Source organism: Thermanaerothrix daxensis (assembly GCF_001306145.1).
Lineage (GTDB): Bacteria > Chloroflexota > Anaerolineae > Anaerolineales > Anaerolineaceae > Thermanaerothrix > Thermanaerothrix daxensis.
Map to the genome: position 1 here is coordinate 26,661 of NZ_LGKO01000003.1, position 25,556 is coordinate 52,216.

A 25,556-nucleotide genomic window follows, 5' to 3' on the forward strand; every position below is an offset into this window, starting at 1 on the left:
GGCGGCATAAAGAAACGCCAGGCAGAAAATCCCCGGCGTTTGAAAAGGCTGAACAACCTGCTTCTACAGCAAAACCGCCTTCAAACCCGCCGAATTATACCGCTGTGCCCGTCATGTTTCCAGGGCGCAGGCACCATGCAGAACAGGTTTTTTTAATTTTTTTTATGCTTGAGCCGTCCTGCGGCGCTGTATGGCTTTGTAAACCTCCACCACCCACAGCACAATCGAAGCCAGCACCCCCATGACCAGCCACTGCGTGAGGGGAATGGAAGATAACCGCAGCAGCGACTGCAACAAAGGCACCTCGGTTGCCACAACGTGCAGTCCCAGTGCCACCACCATGCCGATTGCCAGAACCGGGTTGCGTCGCCACGGCACCCGAAAAGCCGATTCCTCCTCGGAACGGCAATTGAGCACATGGTAAAACTGCATCAGCACCAGCAGAGTCAGCAACAGGGCGCGCTTGGTTTCAATATCCACATCCTGCCGGATGAGCCAGATCCAAGCAACAAAACATCCCAGGGCCATGGTCAGCCCACTGATCAATACCAATTCGATCATCTTGCGGTTGAAAATTCCCTCTTTGGGATCGCGCGGCTTCTGCTTCATCACCCCAGGCTCGCCCCCCTCAAAAGCCAGGGCCACATCCTGAATGCCGTTGGTTACCATGTTCAACCACAAAATCTGCACCGCCACCAGCGGCAGTGGCAGATTGAGCACAATCGCGGTCCCCAGAAGGACCAACTCTGCCAGGCCAGTGGAAATGAGCAGGAGCGTCACCTTCCGCACGTTGGCGTAGGCATAACGGCCCTCCTCGATGCCAGCCACAATGGAAGCGAAGTTATCGTCCGTGATGATAAGAGTGGCCGTGTCTTTGGCAATGTCTGTGCCCGAGCCCATGGCCACTCCAATATTGGCTTTTTTGAGCGCCGGTGCATCGTTCACTCCATCCCCGGTGACCGCCACAAATTCACCCAGGCGGATGAAGCCATCCACGATTTGTAATTTTTGCTCAGGCGTCACACGGGCAAATACCGTCTTATGACGAATCGTCTCATAAAATTCCGGTACTTCAGGCGTGCCGATCTCCGCTAACTCCTGGCCGGTAATGACCTCTTCCTGGGTTTCTGCAATGCCCAATTCCCGGGCAATGGCCAGCGCCGTTGCCGGGTGATCGCCGGTAATCATTACCACCTTGACACCTGCCCGATGCGCAGTCTCTACGGCCTCTTTGGCCTCGGGGCGAAGCGGATCAATGAAGCAAAGCAAAGCCTCGAATACCATGCCTTGTAAATCGGCTTCGCTCAGCGCGTGCGCATCGCCGGGGCCCAGATCCTTACCCGCCAAGGCCAGCACCCGGTAGCCCTCTCTGGCTTTACGCATGGCCATTTCTGCCAGAGCCTCTGCTGCCAGCGGTTGCTCACCCTCCAACGAACGGGCGCGCTCACAAAATCCCAACACCGTTTCTACCGCTCCTTTTACCACCAGGCGCCGCCCAGAGGGGGTGGCGTAAAGCACAGCCGAGTAGCGCTTTTCGGATTCAAAGGGAATTTCAGCCAGTTTGGGATGCTCTCGGCGCACATCCTGATTGGAAAGCCCCAGTTTTGCCGCCAGGGCCAGCAACGCCACATCCATGGAATCCCCTGAATATTTCCAATGCCCATCCTCACGCACAAAGGTGGCCTCATTGCACAAGATGGCGTCCACCGCCATGGCACGCAAACGCACCGCGTAAGCCTCGCTCAAAGGCTCACCCGTCCTCAGCCTTGCTTCACCTTCATCGTTGTACCCCTGACCACTGATGAGGATTTCGCTTCCCTCGGGAAGCACAATCTCCTTGACCGTTTGCTGATTCACGGTGAGCGTCCCCGTCTTGTCGCTGGCGATCAGCGTACAACTTCCCAGGCTTTCCACCGCCGCCAGTTTGCGCACAATGACATGACGCTTGGCCATCCGCCGCGTGGCCAGCGAGAGCGCCACCGTCATGGCAACCGGCAACCCCTCTGGAATGGCCGAGACCGCCATCGCCACCACCAGGATGAACACCTCATTCAGGGGTTCACCGCGAGAAAATGAGATTACCCCCAGCAAGCCGGCAAACCCCAGCACGATGAGGCTGATCTGACGCGCAAAGCGTTCCATGCGGATGACCAGTGGGGCTTTGGCGCCTTCTTCCTCCTTGATCACCCGCGCAATCTTACCTACTTCCGTGTACGCTCCGGTGGCCACCACCACCCCCAGTCCCCGCCCGGTGAGCACGGTGGAACCTGCATACGCCATGTTCACCCGCTCGCTAAGCGGCGTCTCTGCGGGGATGGGCTCAGCGCGCTTCACCACCCCCTGAGACTCGCCGGTCAGAAAGGCCTCATCCAGGGTCAGGTTATTGACCTGGAGCAGGCGCATATCCGCGGGCACACGATCGCCCGATTCGAGCACCAGTACATCTCCGGGCACCACCTCTTCACTATCTATCCACAACTGATGCCCGGCACGCCGCGCCCGCGCTCTGACTTTGATCATCGTTTGCAGGGCGTGTGCGCTCTGCTCAGCCTGCCACTCCTGCACCGTGCCGATTACGGCGTTAATCAAGACCACCGCGAAAATGAAAACCGCATCTTTGTAGTCCTGCATTAAGAGCGCAATCACCCCCGCGACAAGCAGAATGTAAATAAGAGGGCTGGCAAATTGATGCAGAAAGACCTGCAACAAAGTGGGGGGCTTGCGCTCGGGCAGTTCGTTGCGTCCAAACTCGCGCAGGCGCTCGGCCGCCTCCCCGGGGGTTAACCCATCCAGGCGGGTTTGCAACTTGCGTAAGAGCGTTTTTTCATCCAGCGCATGCCAGGGAATCACACGTCCGGAGGGTTCACGGAACTGTATGCCCGAAGTGACTGTGTCCTTGCTCATTTCATCCTCCTTTCCACAACCCTGCCCCCTGAGAGATATTATACAAAATACTCAAGGCCCTGGAAAAACCCCAGGGCCCTTCGTGTCCAATCATTCCGCAAACGACCTCGCTTATGTCAGGATTCCCGCCCGCTCCCCCACTGAGAACCCCGGCCACCGGGTTTATCACCCATTGAGCATGGCCAGTACGTCATCTGGCGTTTCAGCCGCAAGCAGGCGCGCAACTACCTCAGGTTGCCCCAGAAATTCGGCCAGGTGGCGCAGGGTTTCCAGGTGAGTACCCGCATCGGGCGCACAAAAAGCGATCACCACATGAACGGGGTCATTATCCGGGTTGCCAAATGCCACCGGCTGGGCCAGGGTGACCAGGGAAAAGCCCTCGCGCAGCGCGCCCTCTTCCGGTCGGGCATGGGGAATGGCCACTCCCGGCATGATGACGATATAGGGTCCCAATTCGCGCACCATGCGCAGCATACCCTCAATGTAACGCGGTTCGGCCGCCCCGGCTGCAACCAGTAATTGACCCGCCGCGCGCACGGCCTCTTCCCAATCCGCCGCCGGGACGCGCAGGGCAATTGTTTCACGGGTCAGCATAACCCACCCCCCTAGAAGGGTTTGCGCCGGCTGGGGAACTTTGCCAGCCACTGCTGATTGTAGCGATCCCCCTCAGGCAAGTTGGCCGACATCCACACTGGCGGGGGAGTGCCCTGCGTATGGTACCAGCGGGCTGCCACCTCAGCCACCAGCGCCTGTAAAATGGCCGCCCCCACCACGGTAGAAAGCGGAGCCACGCGAGGCAGCCCCGGTGCAATCTCCACCGCCGCATCGCCGGGGGGAATGTGGGTATCAATCACCAGATCGGCAATCTCAAACACCCGCTTGCCGCTGGAGTGGCGGCTGGCCTGGTTGCGCGATTGCGTCAGGGAGGTGATGGCAACCACGGTCAGCCCCTTCTCCTTACCGTACAGCGCCACCTCGACCGGCCCCGGGTTGATCCCAGATTGGGAAAACACAATCAGCACCTCACCCGGGCGCAGGTCATAACCTTCCATCAAGGTGCGGGCATAGCCCTCCAGGCGTTCCAGCGCCGTGGTGCGCGAAGGCGGATTGGCCATCAATGTATAACCAATATCCAGGATGGGGTTGACCGGCACCAGCCCGCCCGCGCGGTAACTGATCTCTTCGGCCAGCAAATGTGCATGACCAGCGCCAAAAATATGGAGCACCCCCCCCTGAGCCAGTGAGGTCGTGATCCGTTCAGCCACCTGGCTCATCGTGGTGGCCTCCGCCCGGCGCACAGTTTCCAGCGTTTGGAAGACGACCTCGAAATAGCGCTCCATTCCCGATGCTGCGTCCATGAGCAAGAACCCTCCTTGTGTGAACAGGATAGGCGGTCGGGGGGTTTCGCCCGACCGCCCATAAATGGACCTACCTGCTAGCCGCCGAAGAGCGGCAGGATCAGCGAGAGCAGTGGCTTGAAGACCCAGATGATGATGTACCAGTCGGGGTCGGCCAGCTGAGCCAGTTGCGGCGCGGTGGTGCTCAACATGGGCATGGTAATGGCCTGACCAATGGCCAGGAACAGACCATTGATCGCGCCACCCAGGATGGCCCCGCGCACACCACCGGTAGAATTACCAAACACACCGCAGGTACCGCCGGGGAAGAAGAGCATGATCATCGGCGGGACGATCACGGCCCACCCCAGTGCGCCGAAGATCACCATGAGGACGATGAAGACCACAAAGGCGGAGAGGAAGCCAAAGAGCACTGCCGTGGGAGCATAGTCGAACACAATGGGGCAGTCCAACGCCGGCTTGGCATTGGGAACAATACGCAGGGCAATACCGCGGAAAGCGGGGATGATCTCACCCAGCACCATGCGCACACCCACCAGCAGGACGGTGATACCCACCGCAAAGATCAACCCCTGCAGGATGGCGTAAACAATGTAGTTCAACGAACCTGCCTTGTCGGCCACCGCCGCCGGGCCGGCTACCAGTGCCGCAATGATCACCACCACGGCAATCACCACCCCGGTAGCCACCGTCACATCGCGGAAGAAGGTCAGCCACTTGGGCAGGCTCAACTTCTCGGTGCTGTCTTCCGGCCTGCCCACGTACTTGCCCAACACTGCAGAGAGGAAGGCACCACTGGACGAGGTGTGACCCAGCGCCAGATCATCGGTGCCGGTCACCTTGCGCATCCAGGGTTGGATATAAGCCGGCTGGAAGGTCCAGTACAGCGCAATGATGACTGAGCCAACCGCCACCATGGTGAACATGGAGATGTTGGGGTTGATCTCCAGCATAACCGCCACCAGCACCAACGCAATCCAGAACATCAAGTGGCCGGTCAGGTAGATGTATTTGAACTTGGTGAACCGCGCCAGCAAAACATGAATGATGAACCCGAACGCCATGATCAGGCTGGCCGCGCCACCGTAGGTGGCGATCAGGTTGTCCAGGCCCATGCCACCCAATTCCACCTGCGGTAAACCGAAGGCGCTTTGAAGAATGGGGGTGAAATTATTCAGCGCTTCAACCACAATGCCCGCCCCGCGCGACATGATCAGGAACCCCACTGCCGTCTTGATTGTCCCGGTGACCACATCGCTGAAGGGCTTCTTTTGCACCAGCAAGCCAACCATGGCGATCAAACCCACCAGGATAGCGGGCTGGCTAAAAATGTTATCGGCAATGAATTGAGCAATTTTGATCAGAGTATCCATAGGAAATCTTCCTCCCGAAGGGCATACGTATGAGATGATCGAATCTGCAAAGGCCGATTACTTTTATAAACCGACGAGCAAGCCGCAAGATGGGTCTCTCACCTTATGACAATAAAACCACCTCCTTTCTGTTCTTTGCGGGCTCCCCCCGTTCAGATCAGCCCCTTCTCCTTCAGGAACTCGGTCAGCACGGTGCGGATTTCCTCTTTATTGACGAACGACTTAATCGCCCGCACTGGTGCGTGCCCCCCCGAGCAAACCGGCACCAGCGCTGGCGAGGTGAGGATAAGATCCACCCGTGCCCCGCGTGCCTGCGTGGCATCCGAGGCCTGGACCTGGGCTTCAACGCCCAGTTCTTTGAGCACATCCTCGGTGTACATGCGTAAGAGCAGACTGCTTCCCATGCCGACGCCGCAGACGGTCAGAATTGTGAGCATGATAGGCCTCCTTAAGATCAGGGTTTATGCCCGAAGATGGGCGTAGAACTTATAGCGATCCCCACGATACACCGATTCCACATATTCAAGCACAACATCCTGAACATTGCGGGTGACCCGCTCCATACGCAGCACCGCCGCCGGGGGATGCAATTCCAGCAGACGAGCCTCTTCCACGTTGGCCAATGCCGCCTCCACCACCTGAAGGGCCGAGGTGGGAACCAGGCCGTACTCCTCCCGTAATACCGCATAAAGCGAGACCTGGGAGAAATCATGCTTCAGTAAATCGGGGCACAGATTTTGGGAGAGATAGGCTGTTTCAATGGCAATCGGCTTTTCGTTCGCCAGGCGCAGGCGCTTAAGTAAAATCACGCCGCTGTGAGGTGGAACTTCCAGTTTGCCCGCCACATAGGGTGCCGCCGGGATAACGGTGGCCTCCAACACACGGCTGGAAGCCCGCAGATTGGCGCGCTGCATCTGCTCGGAAAACCCGGTCAAGGCATGGTCCTGCTCAAAGAGCACCTCGCTCACGTAAGTGCCTTTACCGGCCGCGGTGTACAGCACCCCTTCCTTGACCAGCAGTTGCAGGGCCTGGCGAACCGTCATGCGGCTGATCCCGTACTGCTCGCTCAGTTCGCGCTCTGAAGGCAAGCGATCATGCGGGTGCAACTCCCCACGGCGGATCTGCCGCACGAGCAACTCTTTCAACTGAATATAGAGGGGGATGGGACTGTTGGCGTTAAGTTCCATACTGGTCAAGTCTGGTCTATACCACTATAGACTATACAAAAATTTTATTTCCGTGTCAAATTTTTTTAAGGTTAAGAAAGTTTCGGGGGCATTCACCCCAAAATCCCCCTTAGCCCCGGTTGCATTTGCCCCTTGGCTTGGGGTAACATTTATATATCAATCAAATACAGTCGCTTATCCAAACCGCGCTTTATTCTGGAGGTGTGCCATGAGTGTTACCCTCACCTGGTATGGACATGCTACATTGGGGCTAAAGATCGGAGACTACGACGTCCTGGTTGATCCGTTCTTCAGCGGGAACCCTGCCGCCAGCACCAGCGCCAACAAAGTACCGGCTCAGTTCATCCTGATCAGCCACGGCCATGGCGACCACATCGGCGATACAGTGAGCATCGCCAAACGCACCGGTGCGTTGGTCATCAGCAACTTCGAGATTTGCAACTGGTTGGCGACAAAGGGCGTCAAGACCCACGCCCAACACATCGGGGGCGGGCATCGTCATCCCTTCGGCTATGTGAAACTCACCCAGGCGCTCCACGGCTCTGCCCTGCCCGATGGCTCCTACGGTGGCAACCCAGCCGGCTTTCTGATCACCACCAACGAGGGCAAGAAGATCTACATCGCGGGCGACACCGGTCTATTCGGCGACATGCGCCTGATTGGCGAGGAGGGCATTGACCTGGCGGTCCTGCCTATTGGCGATAACTACACCATGGGGCCTGAGGACGCGCTACGCGCGGTTAAGTTGCTCCAGCCCAGGCATGTCATCCCCATTCACTATGACACCTTCAACCTGATCGCGCAGGATGCCCGCGCCTGGGCCGCACGGGTAGAGCAGGAAACCCCCGCCAAAGTCCATCTGCTGCGCCCCGGTGAGTCGTTCACCCTACCCTAGTGCCCGGTAAGATTGTAGAAGTTGTACACGGCCTGGCTCAGATTGGCGATGAGCAGGTTGGCCGGGTCAAACAGCAACTGGACCGGGTGATATAGAAAGATCACCAGCACGTAGTTGCCACCCGGCGTGTACACAATCCCGGCATCGCTAATGGTGTGAATCAGCCCATCGCGCGGGTCGGTCACCCACCCGTGCTTGTGGGCAATTTGCGTTCCTTCCGGCAGGCCAGCTTCGATAAGCACGGCAATGCGGTTGCGTGCCAGGTAGTTGATCATCAGACGGCATTCGCTTTGCGTGATGGCGCCCGGAAAGGCCACGGCAAAGGTGCCCCCGCCGGTCTGGGCGCATTGGTAGATATCGCCCAGCAGGGTGCCGGCATCCATGGCCGTGGTCTGGTTATAAGGATCCGGATCGGTAGAGACATCTGTGCGCTGGTTGGCGGGGGTTTGGAAGCGACGCAGCAAAGGCGCGCCGGGGTAGAAGAAACCGGCCAGGAAGGTGTTCTCCAGGCCCAACGTCCGGATATCTTCGGTGACCATGAGCGGCCCCAGGTTTTTATCCATCACCTGCTCCATCAGGCGATCGGCCGGGTCATTTTCCGAGAATTCAATCATGGCTTCCATCAGACTGGTGATCTCGGCCGGCAGGGGCTCTTCGAGGCGCCGGAACACCGAAACCATGATCGGAATTTTCATCGTGCTGGCGGCCGTGAATGCAATCCCCGGCGGTACTCTCTGCCCATACGCATAAGCCAGGTCCAGTTCTTGCCCGTTCTGCAGATCAAGCAGATAAATTTCGGCCACGCCGTCAAAATTGTTGGTGCTTAAGACCTGGCGCAGCATCACCTCCAGGTTCTGCAGGGAGGGGCGCGGCGGCGCGGTTTGGGCAAACACCACATTGACGGTGCGGCGAGTGGGACTGCGCAAGGCCGCATCCACCAGGGTTAACGTACGTTCCACGTCCATGACCGTCCCCGGCTTCCCCGGATTAAAGGTGGTGGTGCCGGGGATGGGTTCTGCCGGCGTAGGGGGCTGATCATAGCGCAGCGCCACCTCGCTTTCCAGGAAAGCGCGCAGACGTGCCTGTGAATAGGTGGCGCGTAACGGCACCTCCACCGCCCCGGGACGGCGATTCCACAAAAAGTCCCAGAACGCTTGCCAGAAGGACTGCTGCGTCAGGCGCTGTTGTTCGGCCGCCGCCAGCATCCCCTCCAGATCCAGGCGAAAATCTACCTGAGAGGGACGCAACTGAATGATGGCATCCCCGTAGCGCAGTTCAACCGGCAGGCCGTAGACCTGAGTGAGGCGCTGAGCGGCCTGCTGACGGTCTAACCCGCCCACCGGCACGCCGGCAATGCGCGTTCCCGCCGGGAACGTCTCCCGTAAGCGGCTAAAGCGCACCAGTTGAATGACCGTCAGGAGCACGGCCAGCAGGATCAGGATGACCGAAACCCAACGCAGGATGATGGGACTATTGCTTCTTCGCAATGCAGGCGCCTCCTAAATTACAGCCGCGGGTATTTTACCACCGGAGATTTCACGGCGTGATCCCGCGCTGATACAACAGCCACAGCCCGGCCAGATACACCACCCCAATCAGCAGCGCATCGGCCTCCAGCATTCCCCAACGACGCTCCAGCCGGATCAGATTACCCACCAGCGCCAATGTCGTCAGGATCAACCCCAGCAACCCAACCAGGACAAAGGCCGGGTCAATAACCACCAGAAAGCGCCCCGGCGTGTAGAAGAAATCCGCCAGCCCTAGCGCAAACATGTTAAACAGGTTACTACCAAAAAGATTGCCAATGGCCATGTCATCAGCACCTAATTGAGCCGCAGAGACGGTGGTCACCAATTCGGGCAGGGAGGTGACCAGGGCCACCAGTGTGGTCCCGATAAACGTAGTCCCCAACCCGGTAATTTCAGCGATTTCGGCACTGCTGCGCACCAGCCAGGGCGTCACATACATCAGCGCCGCGGTGGCCAATCCAAAGCCGAACAAGGCCACTCCCAGGCTGGGTGTGCCGGGAGGAATGATCTCCTCCTCCATGCTCACCCCGGCCATGTGCTGGTGGCGTTGCAGCAGGCGCACGGCCAGCAGGTAGGCTAGGATGATGAGCAGGCTATCGCCACCTACCCAGCCAATCTGCCAGGGAATGTCCGCCATGATGAAAAGGACCGCCATACCGATCATCAGCACGGCCAGACTGCCCGAAAGAGCATGTTTGAGCGCTGCCGTGCGCAGGATGCGCCGCCGGCGGAAGACCAGGTCCAGCACAGCCAGCAGGGCCATGTTAAACATATTGCTGCCCAGAAGATTGCCCGCCGCCAGGTTGGCCTGCCCCTGGGCAATGGCATTGACGGTGGTCAACACCTCAGGCAGGGAGGTGGCCGCCGCGATCAGGATGGCCCCCACAAAAAGCCGCCCCAATCCAGTGCGTAAGGCAATCACATCCCCATATTCGGCCAGGCGCACCGCTGCCAAAACGATCACGCCCGAACTGACCAGGAAAATCAGCCAGACCATGGCTAACCCTCATCCGCCAACCGTAAAGGGACCCCCTTAGCCAGAGCCAGAGGCCAGGCCGCGAAAACGCCGGTATCGGGCTGATCCAGGTCGCCAATCAGGGCCTCAGCCTCTTCGAGGCAGCGCCGGGCCATCACTTCATCCGGCACAATGGCCAGCAGAGTGTAATTGCCTAAAACCTCACGGCCCCCGCTCTGCCCATACAGGTAACGCAGGGCCAAAGGGCGCTTGCGACTACGGCGCGCCCAGCCCGTGCTTTCCACAATGGTGACCCCACTGACCCCGGCTTGCTCCCAGCGCGTCAACAAGGGATCTACAAAACGTTCGTCATCCACCACCATCAGCACCAGGTACATGCCTGCGCATCCTTTCGTAACAAAAAATATCGCATAGAACATCGCTCCCTGATTTTACCATTGCTGCATCCCCACACAGGTCTCTATGCTGAGCCCATTGGATAGAATGAAACAAGTGTTGCATATTTCCATGCCGGGTGTTATAATTCATGCAACATTTGTTTCAACGAGGGTATTCCGGTGCAGTGGTTGCTTTTCTTGCCCCAACTTCCGGCCACCCCTTCCAGCCTGCGGGTCATGGTCTGGCGTAAGATGCGCCAAATTGGCGCCCTGGGTTTGCAGAACGGCGTGTGGGTGCTGCCCGAGCGCGAGGATCTCTGGCAACAGCTGAATGATCTGCAGGGCTCCATTCGCCAGCAAGGCGGCGAGGCTTTTGTGTTCCGCGCCCAGGCCCATCCCCCTGAAGCGGAAGCACTCATCCGCGAGCGTTTTTGCGCCGACCGCGACGAGGAGTACCAAGAATTTTTGGGGCGCTGCCAGGATTTTCTGGCCGAAATCGCCAAAGAGACCCGGCAAGAAAAATTCACCTTTGCCGAGATGGAAGAAATCGAAGAAGACCTGCAAAAAATGGAGCATTGGCTGAACAAGATACGCGCGCGTGATTTCTTCGGCGCCACCCAAGCAGAGCCTGCCAGCCGCGCCCTGGAAGCCTGTCAACAGGCCTTTGCCACCTTTGTCAGTCAGGTTTATCGCCGCCAGGGGCTGGAACCCCCGGCGGTTTCCTCATCCCAATCCTTTGATACTGGAGATGCTGCCCCATGAAACCCACTTCATCTTCACCGATTGCTCAAAGTGAATCGCAACGCCAACGCCTCGCCTGGCAATTGATCCTCATTCTGGGCATTGTCAGCGCCTTAGGAGATGTGACCTATGAAACTGCGCGCGGTGTTGCCGGCCCTTATTTGCTCTTCCTGGGGGCCAGCGCCGCGGCAGTGGGCATGGTTTCCGGGCTGGGTGAATTCCTCGGTTATGCCCTGCGCCTGGTCAGCGGCTACCTGGCCGATCGTACCCGGGCCTATTGGGCCGCCACCTTCATCGGCTACGGCCTGATTTTGTGTATCCCTCTGCTGGCCTTTGTAAACCGCTGGGAATTGGCCGCGGCACTGCTCATTTTGGAGCGCATCGGCAAGGCCATTCGCTCCCCGGCGCGCGATACCATCCTTTCCCACGCTACTGCCCAAACCGGGCGCGGACGGGGCTTTGCCCTGCATGAGTTTATAGACCAGATTGGCGGCGTAGCCGGGCCACTGCTCTTCGGGTTGGTCTTTGCCGTGCGTCAATCCTACCGCGATGGGTTCAACCTGCTATGGATCCCGGCCATCTTGATGCTGATCACCCTGGCGCTGGCCCGCCTGCGGGTGCCCACCCCTGAACTCCTTGAAAAGGAAGGCCGCGCTGCCGATTTAACCAGCACGCGCCTGCCCCGTGCATTTACCTTCTACGCCCTGTTTACTCTGTTTAGTGTGGCAGGATTTGCCACTTTCGCCGTGCTGGCTTACCACTGGAATGCCATTGGCCTGTTTCCCCCCGACCGAATTGCCTTCCTTTACGCTCTGACCATGGGCGTAGATGCCGTTGCAGCGCTGGGAATCGGCCGCATCTACGACCGCATTGGCCTGAAGGGAATGCTGCTGATTCCACTGCTGACCCTGCCGATCCCCTTCCTGGGTTTTTCACACAGCATCTCGCTGGCGCTGATCAGTGTGGTGCTGTGGGGGGTGGTGATGTCGGCGCATGAGACGGTCATGCGGGCAGCCATCGCCGATATGATCGGTAAAGCCCGGCGTGCCTCGGCTTATGGCATTTTCAACACGCTTTACGGGGCCGCCTGGTTCATCAGCGGGACGGCCATGGGCCTGCTCTATGAACGGTCGTTGTCGGGACTCTTCATCTTTGTAGTCGGGGTCGAAGTCCTGGCTCTGGTGGCGTTCGGGGCGCTACAACGCTCCTACCCCTCGGCAGTTTCAACCGCCTGAGCGCAGGCGGCCAGCTCAACCCCCTCGGCCGAATCGCGCTGCGCAGGAATTTGAACCCCCGGCGCACCTTAAGGGCAGGGCAAGTCATGACTTGTCCTGCCCTTACCTAGCAGGATTGCCACTCAACGCCAAGCGCGCCGCGGGCAGGGAGGCTCCTTATTGTGCCACAGCAGGGACCTCCAACGTTTGCCCCTGCGTCTGCACCACATACACGGGGACCCATGCCAGCCCGCTAATCTCAAGGAAGATGTCCTTGCGCTGTGGGTTCAGCGTGATTTCAGTGATCTCCGCCGCCGCGCGCGCCCAGCGCTCCCGTGCCTCGCGAATCGCGGCTTCTTTCTGCCGGTTGAGGTCATCGTACTCATCCTTCAGAGCATCCAGCGCCTTCTCGGCGGCTTCCAGCTCGGCTTTGGCTTTTGCGGTCATGCGCCCTTTGGAGAGGGCGCTGGAGATGCTGCGCTTGCGCCCGCCGAACAGCCCCATCAGCAATTCTGCCCCCGTACCCAGTTCTTCCAGGCGGCGGCGCCCCACTTCATCCTCATATTTTTTGACAATGACTTGCTGGCGCTCCACCCGGCGTGCAAGTGCATCCAGTTTGGTTTCAAACTGGCGCTCAATTTTCGCCACTTCGTCTTTCAGCGCCTGCTGGGCTGCCTCCTCGCAGCGGGCACGGAAGGTGGTTTCCGTGTCTTCCGGTTTGCCGTACAGATTTAACGCCTTATTGACCAGCAAGCGCAGGCCGCTCCGCCGGTAGACCCAATCCAGGAAATCCTTCTGCGCCGCGGTAATGGTCCGGGCATTGGTAAATGCCGCCGGGAGGGGATAAAAGCGGGCCTCAGGCAACGGCTGGGGATCCAGTTTGCGAGGATCGAAGGGCTCGCGCTGGCACTCTTCCCAGGCAATGCGTGCGCTGTGCGGCTCATCCACCAGGCAGGTCACCCGCTGGGCAACATCAACGCCAGCGCGCCGATCCAGGTAGCGCACCTCGGCCTGAAAGAGTAGCGCCGGGCGGTAGATCAACCCTTCCGGTTTTTCCGATCCGCTCAAGGTCGCCCCCAGGCTGGCAAGCGCCTGACTCAGGCTTAACTCGGGAGGCAGGAAAAATGCCGCCACCCCCGCAGGTGGGGCCGGAGGCGTGCGCGTCAGCGGTGGCGGCGCGGTGGGACTGGCCGAAGGGGCTGCCGGTGCCACAGTGGAGACCGCAGCCCCCGCTCCAACCGGGACACGCGATGCTTCCGGCGGAGCGGTGGTCGTGATCGGCAGCGCGGGTCCTTCGGGCGCCGCGCCCAGCGCTTTCAACCCGCTCAGTTGGGCCCGGGTAAGCGGGCCCGCCAGGTAGTTCAAACACCAGCGGGTGGAGAAGATTTGGACCCCTCCGCGCTGGTGCACATTGTGGAGCAAGAAAGTACGCGGCTTGAGGGCCGAGATCATGCGCCCGTACTCCGCGCGATTCACCCCGCCCTCAATGGATTGCAAACCGTCTAGCAGGCGTTCTTTGTCCTGCTCGGTTTGCAGTCGTCCGATGAACCACGTCCCGGCATTGGACAGGCCCTTGTAATCCACATCTACCGGGTTCTGCGTGGCCAGCAGAAGCCCCAGGCCAAAAGCGCGTGCCTGCTTGAGCAGCCGTAAAAGCACCGGGCGTGAGGGCGGGTTGGCGACGGGCGGTAAATACCCGTAAATTTCGTCGAACGCCAGCAGGGCACGCAAGCCACTGCTTCCCCGCTGGGTACGCATCCACGATTCGACGTTCGCCAACAGCAGGGTGACGAAGAACATGCGCTCGGCTTCGCTGAGGTGTGCCAGGTAGAAAATGCTCATCCGCGGACGCCCTTCGGGGGTGTAGAGAAAGGCCTGCGGGTCCATGGATTGCCCGCGCACCCATGCCTGGAAGGAGGGCGAAGCCAAAAAGTTGTTTAGCAAAACCGCCAGTTCAAAGCGATCTTTCGGCGGGAAGAAGCGATCTACCGGGAACGCCCCCAACCGCTCAAAAGGCGGGGTCTGCACTTGGAAGATCAGTTCACTCAGGTCCAGCGCAGCCCCCTTGCTCCAGGCCGTTTCGATCAGGTTGGCAAGCAAAATATGCTCGCGCGAGCGCAGCGGATCGAGATCCTTCAAGCCCACCAGCCCCAACAGGGCGGTCACCGTTGCCGAAATGCGCTCGCGCAGTATTTCCCCGTGCTCTTCCCAATTCAAACCGGCCGGCGGGGCGAAGGACGAGAGCAGGTTGACCGGTTCGGCGGCGGTTGAGCCGGGTGAATAGAGCACGTAATCCACAGCCTGCTGAAGCGCCAGCAAATGATCGCGCCCCAGCCCCCAACTGCTCAGGCCGTTCCGCCATTTTTCCGCTGTTTTGGCGGCCATGTCGGCCGCGCTCATGTTCTCGCGGCGCGCGCTTTCGGGGTCAATCCACGGCTCAAAATCCTCCGGCTTGAGGTCGGGAAAGTGCAGAAACAAATTGGTTAAATCGCCCTTGGGGTCAATCACGATGGAAGGAATGCCGTGCAGGGCTGCCTCTTCCAGAATACCGATCAGCAAGCCGGTCTTGCCCGAGCCGGTCATGCCGACAATCACCCCGTGGGTGGTCAAATCATCAGGATCATACAGCACTGGCTGGGCCTGGGCGGGGTCCTCCACCACCGTGCGCCCGAGGAAAAACGGAGATGATTTCATGGGCTCTCCTAACCAAACAGGTTCTGGAATGATGATAAAGCATCTCCGGCTTTCACGCAATCGCTTGCCAACAGGAAATATGGAGATGGTCCCCCAAAATGCCCTCCGACCGCAGACATCTACCAGGGTGAGGACAATCTACTCCACACCGACCCGCCCCACTTTTCGACCTGCTACGCCCCCCAGAGCCCCCAGCGGCACGATACCCCCTCGCGATAAGGGGGCAGCCCCTGAAGGCCCCCTCACAAACGGACCACGGCAACAGGCCCTTTACCCCGCCAGTTGGCGGGTTGCTCAGAAAGGCCAGCGCCGTGCGCCGCGGCTGTGCTCCTCAATGCGCGGGCGCGCGCCGGCGAACCCAGGCACGTCCACCGAGCCGGCAACCTAGAGTCCGCCCTGGCCGCCCTCTTTGAGGCGGTCTTCCAGCGTGCTGATGATCCGGCGCTGGCGGCTGATGATATCTTTGACCACATCTCCGATGGAGATGATGCCCAGCAGGCGCTCTCCCTCCATGACCGGCAGATAGCGCGTGCGTTTATAGGTCATCAATTCCATGCATTCTTCCACCGTCTGATCGGGATGCACCGGGTAGAGCTCGGTGGTCATGATCTCACGCACCAGCGTGTCTTTGGAGGCTTTGCCATGCAGAATCACCTTGCGCGCGTAATCACGCTCAGAAATGATGCCGACCAGGCGATCACCCTCCATGACGGCCAGAGCGCCCACATCCTTGTTTGCCATCATGCGCAGGGCCTCATAGACGGTTGCATCCGGGCCGATGGACCACACGTAATCCCCTTTGACTTGAAGAATATGCCGCACTGTGTTCATCAAGGTAGCCTCCTGGAATTGAGTGGGATGGTGAGAGACGAACGCACAAGAGGATATTTTTGAACCCAATACCCGCCGCTTTGGGCCGATTAACTCTGCGGCGGACCCGAACGCCATTAGGGTGTTGGCGCAGATTCCTGCGCTACTCTCATCATATCACAAAGCCGCCGTGACCGCATTGGCGATGGGTCCTGGGTTGCACCGCTTTGCAGGTTATTTCTTTTGTAGATAAATCCTATCAAATTTACCCGTTCAAGTCAACCCCCAGACCCCAGGCAGCCCCTGCCGCTTGCGGCCCTGGAAGCAAAGAGCCCCCACCAGCGGCAGGGGCTCAAAAGGGCGTTATCCCAGAGGGGTTAGCGCCGGACTTCCACGCGCCGCGCCGCGCTCTGAGTGAGCAGACCCAGACCCAGCAGGGCCATTCCGAGGAAGGTCAGGAAAGACGCAATCGGCGGTGTGGATTGGGTTTGGTCGGCGCCGGTCACCGGGATGAGCAGGCCGGGTTGCCCGCTCGAAGGCGCAGGAGGCGGCGGTAAGGTGGGAGCGACGGAGGGTTGTGGAGTAGCCGTGGGATCCTGGCCCGTGGGCGGGACGATGGCCGTCTCGGTGCTTACAGGGGGTTCCTCGGTGATCACCGGCGTCTCAGTGGTAGGCACCACCGTCTCTGAAGGGGCGGGGGTGGAGGTATCTCCCGGTGGCAACACAGTGGCTTCGGTGGGGGTCGTCGGAACAGGTGTCTCGGTTGTCGGCTCGGGCGCCTCGGTCGTGGGTGAGGGCGTCACCGTCGTCGGCTCGGGCGTCTCGGTCGTGGGTGGGGGCGTCACCGTCGTCGGCTCGGGCGTCACCGTTGTGGGTGAGGGCGATGCCTGGGTCGGAGGGGTGCAGTAGGTGCCGGCATAACTCCCCGGATTGTGCAGAGTCACGGTCTGGCCGTTGACGCTGACCGAGGCCGCTGTCACATTGTAATAACCGGGCGCCCGATAACTGTAATAATGCCACACATTACCGTTTCGAGACCCCGGCGACACGGTGACCGTATGAGTGGACGTGCCATCGTTGTACGTAAAGGTCAAATTGCCAGGAGTTACCCCCTTCGGAACGTTTAACAACACAAAGTGGATCTCCACCCGTCCGTCCACGCATTTGATGTGGGAAAGGTTGAGTTGAAGATCCTGATCTTTTTGTGGCCCCTGGGCACCGACGGGGGTTGCCAGCAGGCTGAGCCCCAGCCCGGCCAACAGGGCCACCACTCCGAAGAAATAAAGGATACGGGAGAGGAGACGATAAGGTAAAACTGGTTGTTGGTTCATAGCGAAACCCTTTCTAAGGCAGTAGATAAAGCCGTTGCCGTGGAACTCCCCACACCCGGCACAACATGCTCCACGCCGCTTGGCGCAGAGGCCCCGCCGGGGTAACAACTGGCCGGTTTCGCTATTGGCTCGGCGCAGGCCCTCTCGGCAACAAACCGATAAGCGACCAAAAAACAGACCTGCGCGTCATCGCCGCCAATTGAAGATCATCTCCTTGCACGGCGGAAAAAACACAAACCGGCCTTGGATGGTAAGGCCGGTTTCGTCACTGGCTCCCCGGGGGGGTGGCCCAGACCTTTCGGGGTCTGGGCGGGCGACCATCACGCACCGCACCCGGCTCAACGCCGCCTGCAAGGAAGAACATCCACAACAGTGATTAGACTTTTGTAATTTCATTATAACGGCAAGCCACGAAAAGTCAAGAGGGCCGGTTAGATTCTTGGTATTTTATAAGTTTTTTAGAAAAAGGAGTAACTCACGGCCCCCCTACATTAACGACGCCTAAAGACTGCTTCTTCCCCTCTTGCACGTTTATTATCAAAGGAGGCGAATTAACTTCCGGAGATTGCAGCGCCACCAGCCAATCATAATAAGCCTCTACTACCAGAATGTAATTTCCTGGGGGCAAATTATTGATGGAAAACCGTCCTTCTTCATCAGAACGCGAGACGATATCTCCCTTTTCTGGTTCAGGTCCGACGAATATGCGGGGAAAATCCCCACCAGTAATAGGTTTTAAATAAAAGAGGGTGTCCTTTAATACCATGTGGCTGGTAAAAGAAACCAGAACCCCGCTAATTGACCCTTTTCCGGGAAGTGGGTCTGGCGCAGTACCCGATAGAGCCGGGCTAACCGTCTCGGTGGTTATTGAGGCGTTGCCCGGAACCGGATAGGTTGTTAAATTACCCAATTTTTCTGGTACAGGATAGTCCCCCAAGACCTCTGTAGGAACGCTGGTGGTAACCGGAGAAGATACCGAATTGCATGAATTGAAAAACAAAAGAATCAGCAATGCAAGCAAAACCCGAAACTCTTTTTTCATAACAGCCCACTTTCTTTTTTACAACCCTCTCAACCCAATGCCTTATTTAAGGTATCTGGGTTGATATTACTCAACCCAGATACTCTATCCCACAAAGAGCTCTAAGGAAAACGCGTCATTTAGGGTAACGTAAAGGCATCATGAGCCATAAGTTTATCTCCAATAGGTGGATCTTGATAGTTGGTTAGCTGGACAAAACCAACAATTGGGCGGCCAGGTTGCCCATCATCTGGCTCAACCACCAAAGTACCATACCACCCATCTGGGATCTCCGACACTTCGCTAAAACGAAGGTTTTGTATCAAATTTCCCCCTGCAGGAATCGTTCTACGGAGCACAATGGGCGTTTGGCTGCCCGGGTAGGTAGGTGAGGGAGTATAGGTCAACTTCACCCTTGCCTCATTGAGGGGATCAAGATTCTGAATGGTGGCCACCGTGGAGAATCCATTAGGCTGACGCTTGGACATAAGGGGAATGACCACCTTGGTATCCCTGCTGTCCGTTCGGAACGCCTCATAAGCTGCTACCCCTTCGGTGATATTAGGGCGACGCATCTGGGCAATAACCACTACATTCTTGGGAGAAATTACCCGACAAGCCCCCGACCAATTACCCGGAATATTCAGGTCTTGAACCGGATTGAAGTAATAAGCAGCTCCATCGGTAACCTGTTCTGAATTTGAAATCGAAAAACTTGCTGGGGTTGAAATCGAAGATTTGCAATCCATTCTAATCTCCCCCACCCCTATAGTTGAGCCGCTCACGTTTTGAATAGATACCGTCACACTAAGCCCATTAGCGAGGCGGGAGGCGAACAATGGAACAGCCCACTCCGTGTAGGCCAACTCCTGAGGGAAGGCGCTGAAAGTTAAAAGCCCATTCGCTCCAGCAAACCGATTAGAAACCGCTACTGCTTTTTTACCATCACGCACATTAATAACGGCGGTACCAGTCCATCCATTGGGAAGTCCACTCTCTTCTGTGGCATCCCAGTAATAACTGCTACCCTGCTTAATAATAATCCCTGACTTAGTGTAGTCCGAGTAGCCACTCTGAGCAACAAACTGAATATCAACCATGATATCCCCAGTTTGCTCTATGTTCTGTATCACAATTTGAGAATTAACCGTCCCGCTGGCAGTGGCCCGGTTTTTAGACACTAACGGGACAAAAAGCCTAGAGCTCCCGCTCACAAAGCCACTATATGCTCCTGAAGTTGCGGTTTGATTTCGTGCTAATATCTGCACCACAGCCCCTAAAGGTTGGCTCGATTGAATAACGGCTGCCCCCCTTCCAGGGCTCATTGTAGTATCGAAGTATTGGGCAACAATTCTCTGGCCAAAGTTACCCGGAATAGTAAAACTGGTGCTATCGGGACTGGCCTGCCAGGTAGTACCGTCATCCTTGTAGTATTGTACATTCACAACAGCATTGTCTTTCCCCATATTTACCAAGGTATAGTTTGTAGAAAGGCTCTTAGGAGTAGCGGCGGATCGGGGAGCAGCAAGGACAACCACTGAACTTATTAGCACTAAAATTAAAGCAACTGTCACGGCTCGTGCAAATAGACGTTTCATTCTGTTTTCCTCCAAATCGAAAGATCTATTCATAAGTCTATATTTGTTCCCGAGTAAAATCAATAATACTTTCGGATTACCGGGTACAGGTAAAATAGATCTTCAAGAATCTTCGTAAGAAAAAACATTTAGCCTCCCGAAACCTACAGGAATATGCTAAATGCGGCTCTTAAAAGCATCCTCTTAGGTGAATCTTGACGCACTTTTTTTCTAAGGAGTATACTATCTTGCGCTTGCATCTTAAACCAACCTTTTTAGGAGACCATAATATGTACGTAGATCCGGGGACGGGAAGCGTTCTTTTGCAAATCATCCTGGGCGCCATTTTGGGCGGTGGGGTGGCTATTAAGTTGCTGTGGAAGAGAATCTCGGCTCTGTTTGGTAAAAAAGAACCTCATGACCCTCAGCCCTGAGCCTGGATCCGGCCAGGTACAACACACGGCTTCTTTTCGTGACCCGAGCGGATATATTTTTCGTCGCAGGGGGCAATTGTTTCGCCAGATCAATGCCGTTTATCGCCGCGACTACGATCTCTTGATGGCTTCCGGGTTATATCAGCGGTTAGTAGAAAGAGGTTGGCTAATCCCCCATCAAGAAGTGCAAGAGGATCCTTTAGAGCCCTCTAGTTGTTATCGGGTGATTCAGCCGGAAGAAATTCCTTTCATTTCCTATCCTTATGAATGGTGTTTCTCACAACTTAAAGATGCTGCCCTGCTTACCCTCTCCATTCAACGGGAGGCCTTGCAGGCAGGTATGATGCTCAAGGATGCCAGCGCCTATAATATTCAGTTCCACAAAGGCAAGCCCATTCTTATCGACACGTTGAGTTTCACCGCTTATGAAGAGGGTATGCCGTGGGTAGCATATCGGCAATTCTGCCAGCACTTTCTTGCCCCTCTGGCGTTGATGAGTCGGGTGGATTTGCGTTTGGGACGGCTTCTGATGGTCCATATGGATGGTCTTCCCCTCGATCTGGCGAGTCGGCTTTTGCCAGGCTCCACCCGTTTCAATTTTGGTCTGCTAACCCACGTTCACCTGCACGCCCGCGCTCAGCAGGTGGCGTTTACCGCGACTCCGGCTCCCAACAACCCCCGTTATCCTGGCAAGCGTTTAAGCAAGGCAGGGTTAATAGGGTTGATCGAGAGCCTGGGGGCAACGGTGCGTGGCTTGAACGCACCCATTCGAAAAACAGGCTGGGTGGAGTATTATCACCATACCAATTACACGAACACGACCTTTGAAAGCAAAAAGCGTTACGTTCAGGAAACAGTACAACGCCTGGCTCCCCGCCTCGTATGGGATCTGGGGGCCAATACGGGGGTCTTTAGCCGGGTGGCAGCGGGTTCCAGCAATGCATTGGTGATTTCAGCAGATTATGATCCCGAAGCGGTCGAAGTGAATTATCAGCAGGTCAAGCGAGAACACGATTCCTCTTTGCTTCCGTTAGTGATTGACCTCACCAATCCCTCACCTGCTATCGGATGGGACAATACCGAGCGCGAATCTTTTTACCAACGCGGCCCCGCTGATTTGGTGTTGGCTCTAGCCCTGGTGCACCATCTTGCGATTGGGAACAATGTACCATTGGAGCGCCTTGCGGCCACTTTTGCCCGATTAGGCAGGTATTTGCTGGTGGAATTCGTTCCCAAAGAGGATTCGCAAGTTCAGAAATTGCTTCAGTCTCGGGAAGATATTTTCCCCGATTACCATCTAGAGGGGTTTAAAAGAGCGTTTGCCCGTCATTTTCAGTTAGAAAAAGAGATGCCCATTGAAGGTAGCGCCCGTACGTTATTGCTTTATCGCAAGGTGTGAGAATCTATGCTCAGAAAACTCTCCCCATTTTCATCTGAAGAGCCAGCATGGTCTGGCTTATTCCTGCTCACATTTACCGCTTCAATTGTGTACACCTTTTCGGAGTGGTTGTTTATCATCACGAAACCCTCTTCGATCGCCATTTTGCCGCTTTTGCAAAAAGTGCGCATTTTTTTGTTGAGTCTTGGGGTCGTTAGTACGATTGGGTTTGCACTTCTGGCATTCATAGGGCTGCTCTGGCTTATTCTTAAGTGGAGATGGTTAAAACCCATCGCTACGCTTCTCCCCGCAGGAATTCTAAGTGGCACCACACTCCTGTTGGTGGATAACTTCACTTACACCCTCTTTCATTGGGGAATTGCCACCTCAAGCGGCTGGACCCGTGCGATGTATATGTTGGCTTTTCTGGGGATGCTGTACGGGTGGACGCGTAAGGTAAATGCCTGGTTGATTTCGGAAGAAAAACGCCGGCATAATCATTACTTCCGATTCGCACCCATTGCGCTGACGGGTTTGGTGATTCTTTTGCTGGCGCTGACATATGTGCCGCCCCATGCGGTACGTCCTCTCAACGCCAACCCGGATGCGCCGACAACCAAAAAGTTGCCCCATATTCTCCTCATCACAGCGGACGGTTTGAACGCCAATCATCTCTCAGTATACGGCTACCAGCGCGATACCACCCCAAATCTGCGTCAACTGGCCGAGCGATCTCTGGTAGCCGAGAATGCTTACTCAAACTGTGCTTATACGGCGGGGAGTGTTGTCTCCATATTGACCGGCAAGTATCCGACGACAACGCGGGTGATTTACCGTCCCGATAAACTTAGGGATAAAGATGCTTTCGAACACCTGCCGTATATCCTGAAGAGTTATGGTTATTTCGGTGTTCAATACTCCTGGCCACACCACGTCGATGCATATGCGCTCAATTTCCAATCCGGATTTGACATTGCCAATGGAGTGATCTTTGCGCAAAGCCCTGTGTTAACCAATCTTCAGAAATACTTGGATGAAGATAGCGCAGACTATATGTATGAGATCCTCAACCGCATCGTTGATCGCCTGCGCCATATTTTCTTTCTCAAGGATATGACGGATTATCGCCTTCTTGTACCTACCAACCCAGAAGTTTTTAGTCTGGAAGATCGAGACAAGCTAGAAAAGGCGATCGAAATATTGATTACCTCCGATAAACCAGTCTTTGCCCATATTCATTGGATGGGTACGCATGGGCCTAAATTTCATCCTGGGACCCAGATCTTTTCACAAGGGAAAAACATAAACGATCAAGAGGCATGGGATCCCGATTTCTACGATGACGCAATTCTGGAATTCGACCAAGCGATGGGACGCCTACTTGATACTCTCGAAACCCATGGTTTGGCAGATCAAACTGTTTTGATAGTTGCTAGCGATCACGGTCAGCAATGGAAAGCCACAACACGCCTACCGTGGATCATCCATTTTCCTCAAGACGCTTACCGGCGACGCATCCAGGACGAGGTACAAAGTCTGGACATTGCTCCTACTTTACTGGATTACCTGGGTATTCCTCAACCCATGTGGATGGAGGGTGCCTCCGTCTTGCGTGTCGATCCCGGTCCTCGGCCTATTTTTAGCACTGGCATAGGTGATGAAGTGAAGGTGGACAGCAAGACTCGTCAACTGATACCCGAAACCATCAAGCCACCATTTTACAATATTGATTATATCTCAGTCGTCTCCTGCAATTGGTGGTACCGACTGAAGTTGAATTCTCGCGTTTGGGAGAGCGGTCAAATCGAGGACAGCACAGCAACCTGTACCCCCCTACCTCCTGAACAGGTATTTACTCTTATTGTTGAACACTTAAAAGAACGGGGTTTTGATACCTCTGGTCTTGGAAGTTTTGACGATATTCAACACCCCTGAGTAGGGCATGCCTTCGAGGACTCTGAAGAATTGGGTGATATAACTGATTGACTGTCGGTCCGGGGTAGGTAAGACGGATTAGAAAGAGACCCCTTCCAAGAACCTTCGCCCTACAAACACTGGACTTAAAACCCTCGGAATTTCACTGTTATGAAAAGAGAGAAAAAATGAAAATCTCCCAGCGGAATTTCTATGAACGGCTCTACAATCAAAAGGAACCACCTAACCCTGCGCGCGATATATACAACCAGCTTCGTATTCAAACTATCAAAGATCTTCTCAGTAATTCCCAGGGGCCTTTTTTGATTGTGGGTTGCGGAAGCGGAAAAGATCTAGAAGTCGTTGCACCTGACCAAAAAGTTTTCGCCTTTGATCTTGCATATAATGCGATAAAACAAATCGAAGCAGAGCGAGGAAATTTATTTGTTGCAGATCTTCTCCACATTCCTTTCCCAAGCGATTTCTTCCCGACCGTGGTATGCTCAGAAGTCTTAGAACACGTTCCGAACGTACGCCTTGCAGTTCGCGAAATTTACCGTGTAATGAAAAAGAATGGCGTGCTCATAGTAAGCTCTCCCAACTGGTTGAGTTGGTTTGGCCTAGCTCGATGGATTGGAGAGAGGTTACTCAATCGTCCCTTCCACTCTTCGGGCCAACCATATGATGACTGGAAAACCACATGGAAATACAAGAAAGAGTTATCTCCGGAGTTCAAGGCCGAGATGGTAAGGGGAGTTTGGTTTTTACCACCGATGCATTATCGGGGAAAAGGACTCCCAGCGCATCTTACTCGTTATCTTTACAAATTAGTTTCCCCAATTGAGAAAATACTGAGCCGAGTGCTACCCCATTTCGCCCATCTTATAATACTGAAAGCGCGCCCTCAGAAGTGAACTATTCTGTTATTCGCAAGCCACCGGTAATCATCCCTCCAATAGCCCACACCAATTCAGAAAACATCATCGTTAGCCGGATTATAACAGCCATTAAGTTTGCTTGTGCTTGAGTTACGCTAAAGATTGTGCTAATACCTTTGGACAACAATAAATCTCTTGGACCAAGACCTGCAGGAAAGATCCATACCATAAACCCCCCCAACCAAGAAAGACTAAAAATTGTAGAGGTTTCCAGGATTGAGCGCATACCAAGAGGATACGAACCATAAAAATTCAAATATAAAATTGTGATCATTCCGTAAATAAGCCAATTACTCCATAATGCAGTTGTGGCCATTAACCATCCTTTCATACTAATAGTGAGTCCATAAAAAGGGTTTTTAAATACACCCATGAAAGGAATCCGAGATATTTTCTTAAGAATAAACCAGGACCCTAGTAGCACAAATAGCAAGATACTTGCAGGTGTCCACCACAATCTAAGCGGAAGAAGTGAGAATAAGTAAACTGAAAGCATAACCATACATGACTCTATCCCGATAACGACTTCAATTATCGAACCCCAGTGAGTTAATTGATATTCGACACCAAAACTCTTGTTAAGCCAAGTAGCCCGGCTTAGGTACCCCCAAACAGTACCGGGTATGTATCGAGGCAGAAAGTTTAATACATACCCTTTTATTGCGTCCTTCAGGGTAATGTTGACCCCTATTCCTCTCATAATGATTAACCATGCAAATATTTGACAAAAAATAGCCCACGTACTTAATCCTACAGAAGCAATCAACAATTTAGGCTGCAGAAGAATGTCCATGCCAGACACAGTGTTAATGCCATCATACATCTGGTAGAGAAGCACACTTAGCCCTATAAACAGCCCTAAGATTCTTAAGCGGTCTCGTAGTCTGCCCATGGGTTTGTAAAGC

General features: G+C 55.6%; 22 protein-coding genes. 7 read left to right on the forward strand and 15 right to left on the reverse strand.

The window, feature by feature from the left end; genetic code table 11:
• Positions 1-162 precede the first annotated feature (162 nt).
• From SE15_RS06770 to SE15_RS06795, 6 genes are all read right to left on the reverse strand, one after another.
• Positions 163-2,904 carry a cation-translocating P-type ATPase gene (locus SE15_RS06770; RefSeq protein WP_054521365.1) on the reverse strand — a complete coding sequence of 914 codons (2,742 nt, stop codon included), beginning with the start codon at positions 2,902-2,904 and terminating at the stop codon, positions 163-165.
• 165 nt (positions 2,905-3,069) lie between these two features.
• A complete protein-coding gene (locus SE15_RS06775) occupies positions 3,070-3,498 on the reverse strand; it encodes a PTS sugar transporter subunit IIA (RefSeq protein ID WP_054521366.1) in 429 nt (142 codons plus the stop codon).
• Positions 3,499-3,509: 11 nt separating this feature from the next.
• Complete coding sequence (locus tag SE15_RS06780) at positions 3,510-4,262, reverse strand: sugar isomerase domain-containing protein (protein ID WP_054521367.1); 753 nt, start codon at positions 4,260-4,262, stop codon at positions 3,510-3,512.
• A 77-nt stretch (positions 4,263-4,339) separates the two neighbouring features.
• Complete coding sequence (locus SE15_RS06785; protein WP_201778068.1) at positions 4,340-5,635, reverse strand: PTS ascorbate transporter subunit IIC; 1,296 nt, start codon at positions 5,633-5,635, stop codon at positions 4,340-4,342.
• 152 nt (positions 5,636-5,787) lie between these two features.
• Positions 5,788-6,072 (reverse strand): PTS sugar transporter subunit IIB, encoded by a 285-nt coding sequence (locus SE15_RS06790; protein ID WP_054521368.1) that lies wholly within the window; start codon positions 6,070-6,072, stop codon positions 5,788-5,790.
• Between the two features lie 24 nt (positions 6,073-6,096).
• Entirely contained in the window at positions 6,097-6,822 is a 726-nt protein-coding gene (locus tag SE15_RS06795; protein ID WP_054521369.1) for a GntR family transcriptional regulator, read from the reverse strand.
• Between the two features lie 208 nt (positions 6,823-7,030).
• Here SE15_RS06795 and SE15_RS06800 point away from each other — a divergent pair, with 208 nt between their 5' ends.
• Complete coding sequence (locus SE15_RS06800; RefSeq protein WP_054521370.1) at positions 7,031-7,717, forward strand: metal-dependent hydrolase; 687 nt, start codon at positions 7,031-7,033, stop codon at positions 7,715-7,717.
• On the opposite strand, the gene SE15_RS06805 is transcribed toward SE15_RS06800, so the two are convergent.
• The 3 genes from SE15_RS06805 to SE15_RS06815 are packed head-to-tail and all read right to left on the reverse strand — an operon-like array spanning position 7,714 to position 10,599.
• A complete protein-coding gene (locus SE15_RS06805; RefSeq protein WP_054521371.1) occupies positions 7,714-9,204 on the reverse strand; it encodes a serine hydrolase in 1,491 nt (496 codons plus the stop codon). The two genes, SE15_RS06800 and SE15_RS06805, sit on opposite strands and share 4 nt — an antisense overlap.
• Positions 9,205-9,253: 49 nt before the next feature.
• A complete protein-coding gene (locus SE15_RS06810; RefSeq protein ID WP_054521372.1) occupies positions 9,254-10,243 on the reverse strand; it encodes a sodium:calcium antiporter in 990 nt (329 codons plus the stop codon).
• A 2-nt stretch (positions 10,244-10,245) separates the two neighbouring features.
• On the reverse strand, positions 10,246-10,599 hold the full coding sequence (locus tag SE15_RS06815; protein ID WP_054521373.1) for a hypothetical protein: 354 nt from the start codon (positions 10,597-10,599) through the stop codon (positions 10,246-10,248).
• A gap of 180 nt (positions 10,600-10,779) precedes the next feature.
• Here SE15_RS06815 and SE15_RS06820 point away from each other — a divergent pair, with 180 nt between their 5' ends.
• Together SE15_RS06820 and SE15_RS06825 are read left to right on the forward strand one after the other, a co-directional pair.
• Positions 10,780-11,361, forward strand: a complete 582-nt coding sequence (locus SE15_RS06820) for a Chromate resistance protein ChrB (protein WP_054521374.1) — start codon at positions 10,780-10,782, stop codon at positions 11,359-11,361.
• A complete protein-coding gene (locus SE15_RS06825) occupies positions 11,358-12,575 on the forward strand; it encodes an MFS transporter (RefSeq protein ID WP_054521375.1) in 1,218 nt (405 codons plus the stop codon). Before SE15_RS06820 ends, SE15_RS06825 begins: the two co-directional genes overlap by 4 nt.
• 156 nt (positions 12,576-12,731) lie before the next feature.
• On the opposite strand, the gene SE15_RS06830 is transcribed toward SE15_RS06825, so the two are convergent.
• From SE15_RS06830 to SE15_RS06850, 5 genes are all read right to left on the reverse strand, one after another.
• The gene (locus SE15_RS06830) at positions 12,732-15,248 is read right to left on the reverse strand and encodes an ATP-binding protein (RefSeq protein ID WP_054521376.1); all 2,517 of its coding nucleotides are present in this window, start codon (positions 15,246-15,248) and stop codon (positions 12,732-12,734) included.
• Positions 15,249-15,632: 384 nt separating this feature from the next.
• The gene (locus tag SE15_RS06835) at positions 15,633-16,079 is read right to left on the reverse strand and encodes a CBS domain-containing protein (RefSeq protein WP_054521377.1); all 447 of its coding nucleotides are present in this window, start codon (positions 16,077-16,079) and stop codon (positions 15,633-15,635) included.
• 356 nt (positions 16,080-16,435) lie between these two features.
• A complete protein-coding gene (locus SE15_RS14605; RefSeq protein WP_054521378.1) occupies positions 16,436-17,389 on the reverse strand; it encodes a hypothetical protein in 954 nt (317 codons plus the stop codon).
• 475 nt (positions 17,390-17,864) lie between these two features.
• Positions 17,865-18,431 carry a carboxypeptidase-like regulatory domain-containing protein gene (locus SE15_RS06845; protein WP_054521379.1) on the reverse strand — a complete coding sequence of 189 codons (567 nt, stop codon included), beginning with the start codon at positions 18,429-18,431 and terminating at the stop codon, positions 17,865-17,867.
• A gap of 119 nt (positions 18,432-18,550) precedes the next feature.
• A complete protein-coding gene (locus tag SE15_RS06850) occupies positions 18,551-20,008 on the reverse strand; it encodes a hypothetical protein (RefSeq protein ID WP_152965565.1) in 1,458 nt (485 codons plus the stop codon).
• A gap of 269 nt (positions 20,009-20,277) precedes the next feature.
• Here SE15_RS06850 and SE15_RS14475 point away from each other — a divergent pair, with 269 nt between their 5' ends.
• The 4 genes from SE15_RS14475 (at position 20,278) to SE15_RS06865 (ending at position 24,627) form a co-directional block, all read left to right on the forward strand.
• Entirely contained in the window at positions 20,278-20,421 is a 144-nt protein-coding gene (locus SE15_RS14475; protein WP_160316681.1) for a hypothetical protein, read from the forward strand.
• Positions 20,405-21,820 carry a class I SAM-dependent methyltransferase gene (locus tag SE15_RS06855; RefSeq protein ID WP_054521381.1) on the forward strand — a complete coding sequence of 472 codons (1,416 nt, stop codon included), beginning with the start codon at positions 20,405-20,407 and terminating at the stop codon, positions 21,818-21,820. Before SE15_RS14475 ends, SE15_RS06855 begins: the two co-directional genes overlap by 17 nt.
• Before the next feature lie 6 nt (positions 21,821-21,826).
• Positions 21,827-23,734 carry a sulfatase-like hydrolase/transferase gene (locus tag SE15_RS06860; RefSeq protein WP_054521382.1) on the forward strand — a complete coding sequence of 636 codons (1,908 nt, stop codon included), beginning with the start codon at positions 21,827-21,829 and terminating at the stop codon, positions 23,732-23,734.
• 167 nt (positions 23,735-23,901) lie between these two features.
• A complete protein-coding gene (locus tag SE15_RS06865; RefSeq protein ID WP_054521383.1) occupies positions 23,902-24,627 on the forward strand; it encodes a class I SAM-dependent methyltransferase in 726 nt (241 codons plus the stop codon).
• A gap of 1 nt (position 24,628) precedes the next feature.
• Here SE15_RS06865 and SE15_RS06870 read toward each other — a convergent pair whose 3' ends face one another.
• Complete coding sequence (locus tag SE15_RS06870) at positions 24,629-25,444, reverse strand: hypothetical protein (protein WP_152965566.1); 816 nt, start codon at positions 25,442-25,444, stop codon at positions 24,629-24,631.
• Positions 25,445-25,556: the final 112 nt, after the last annotated feature.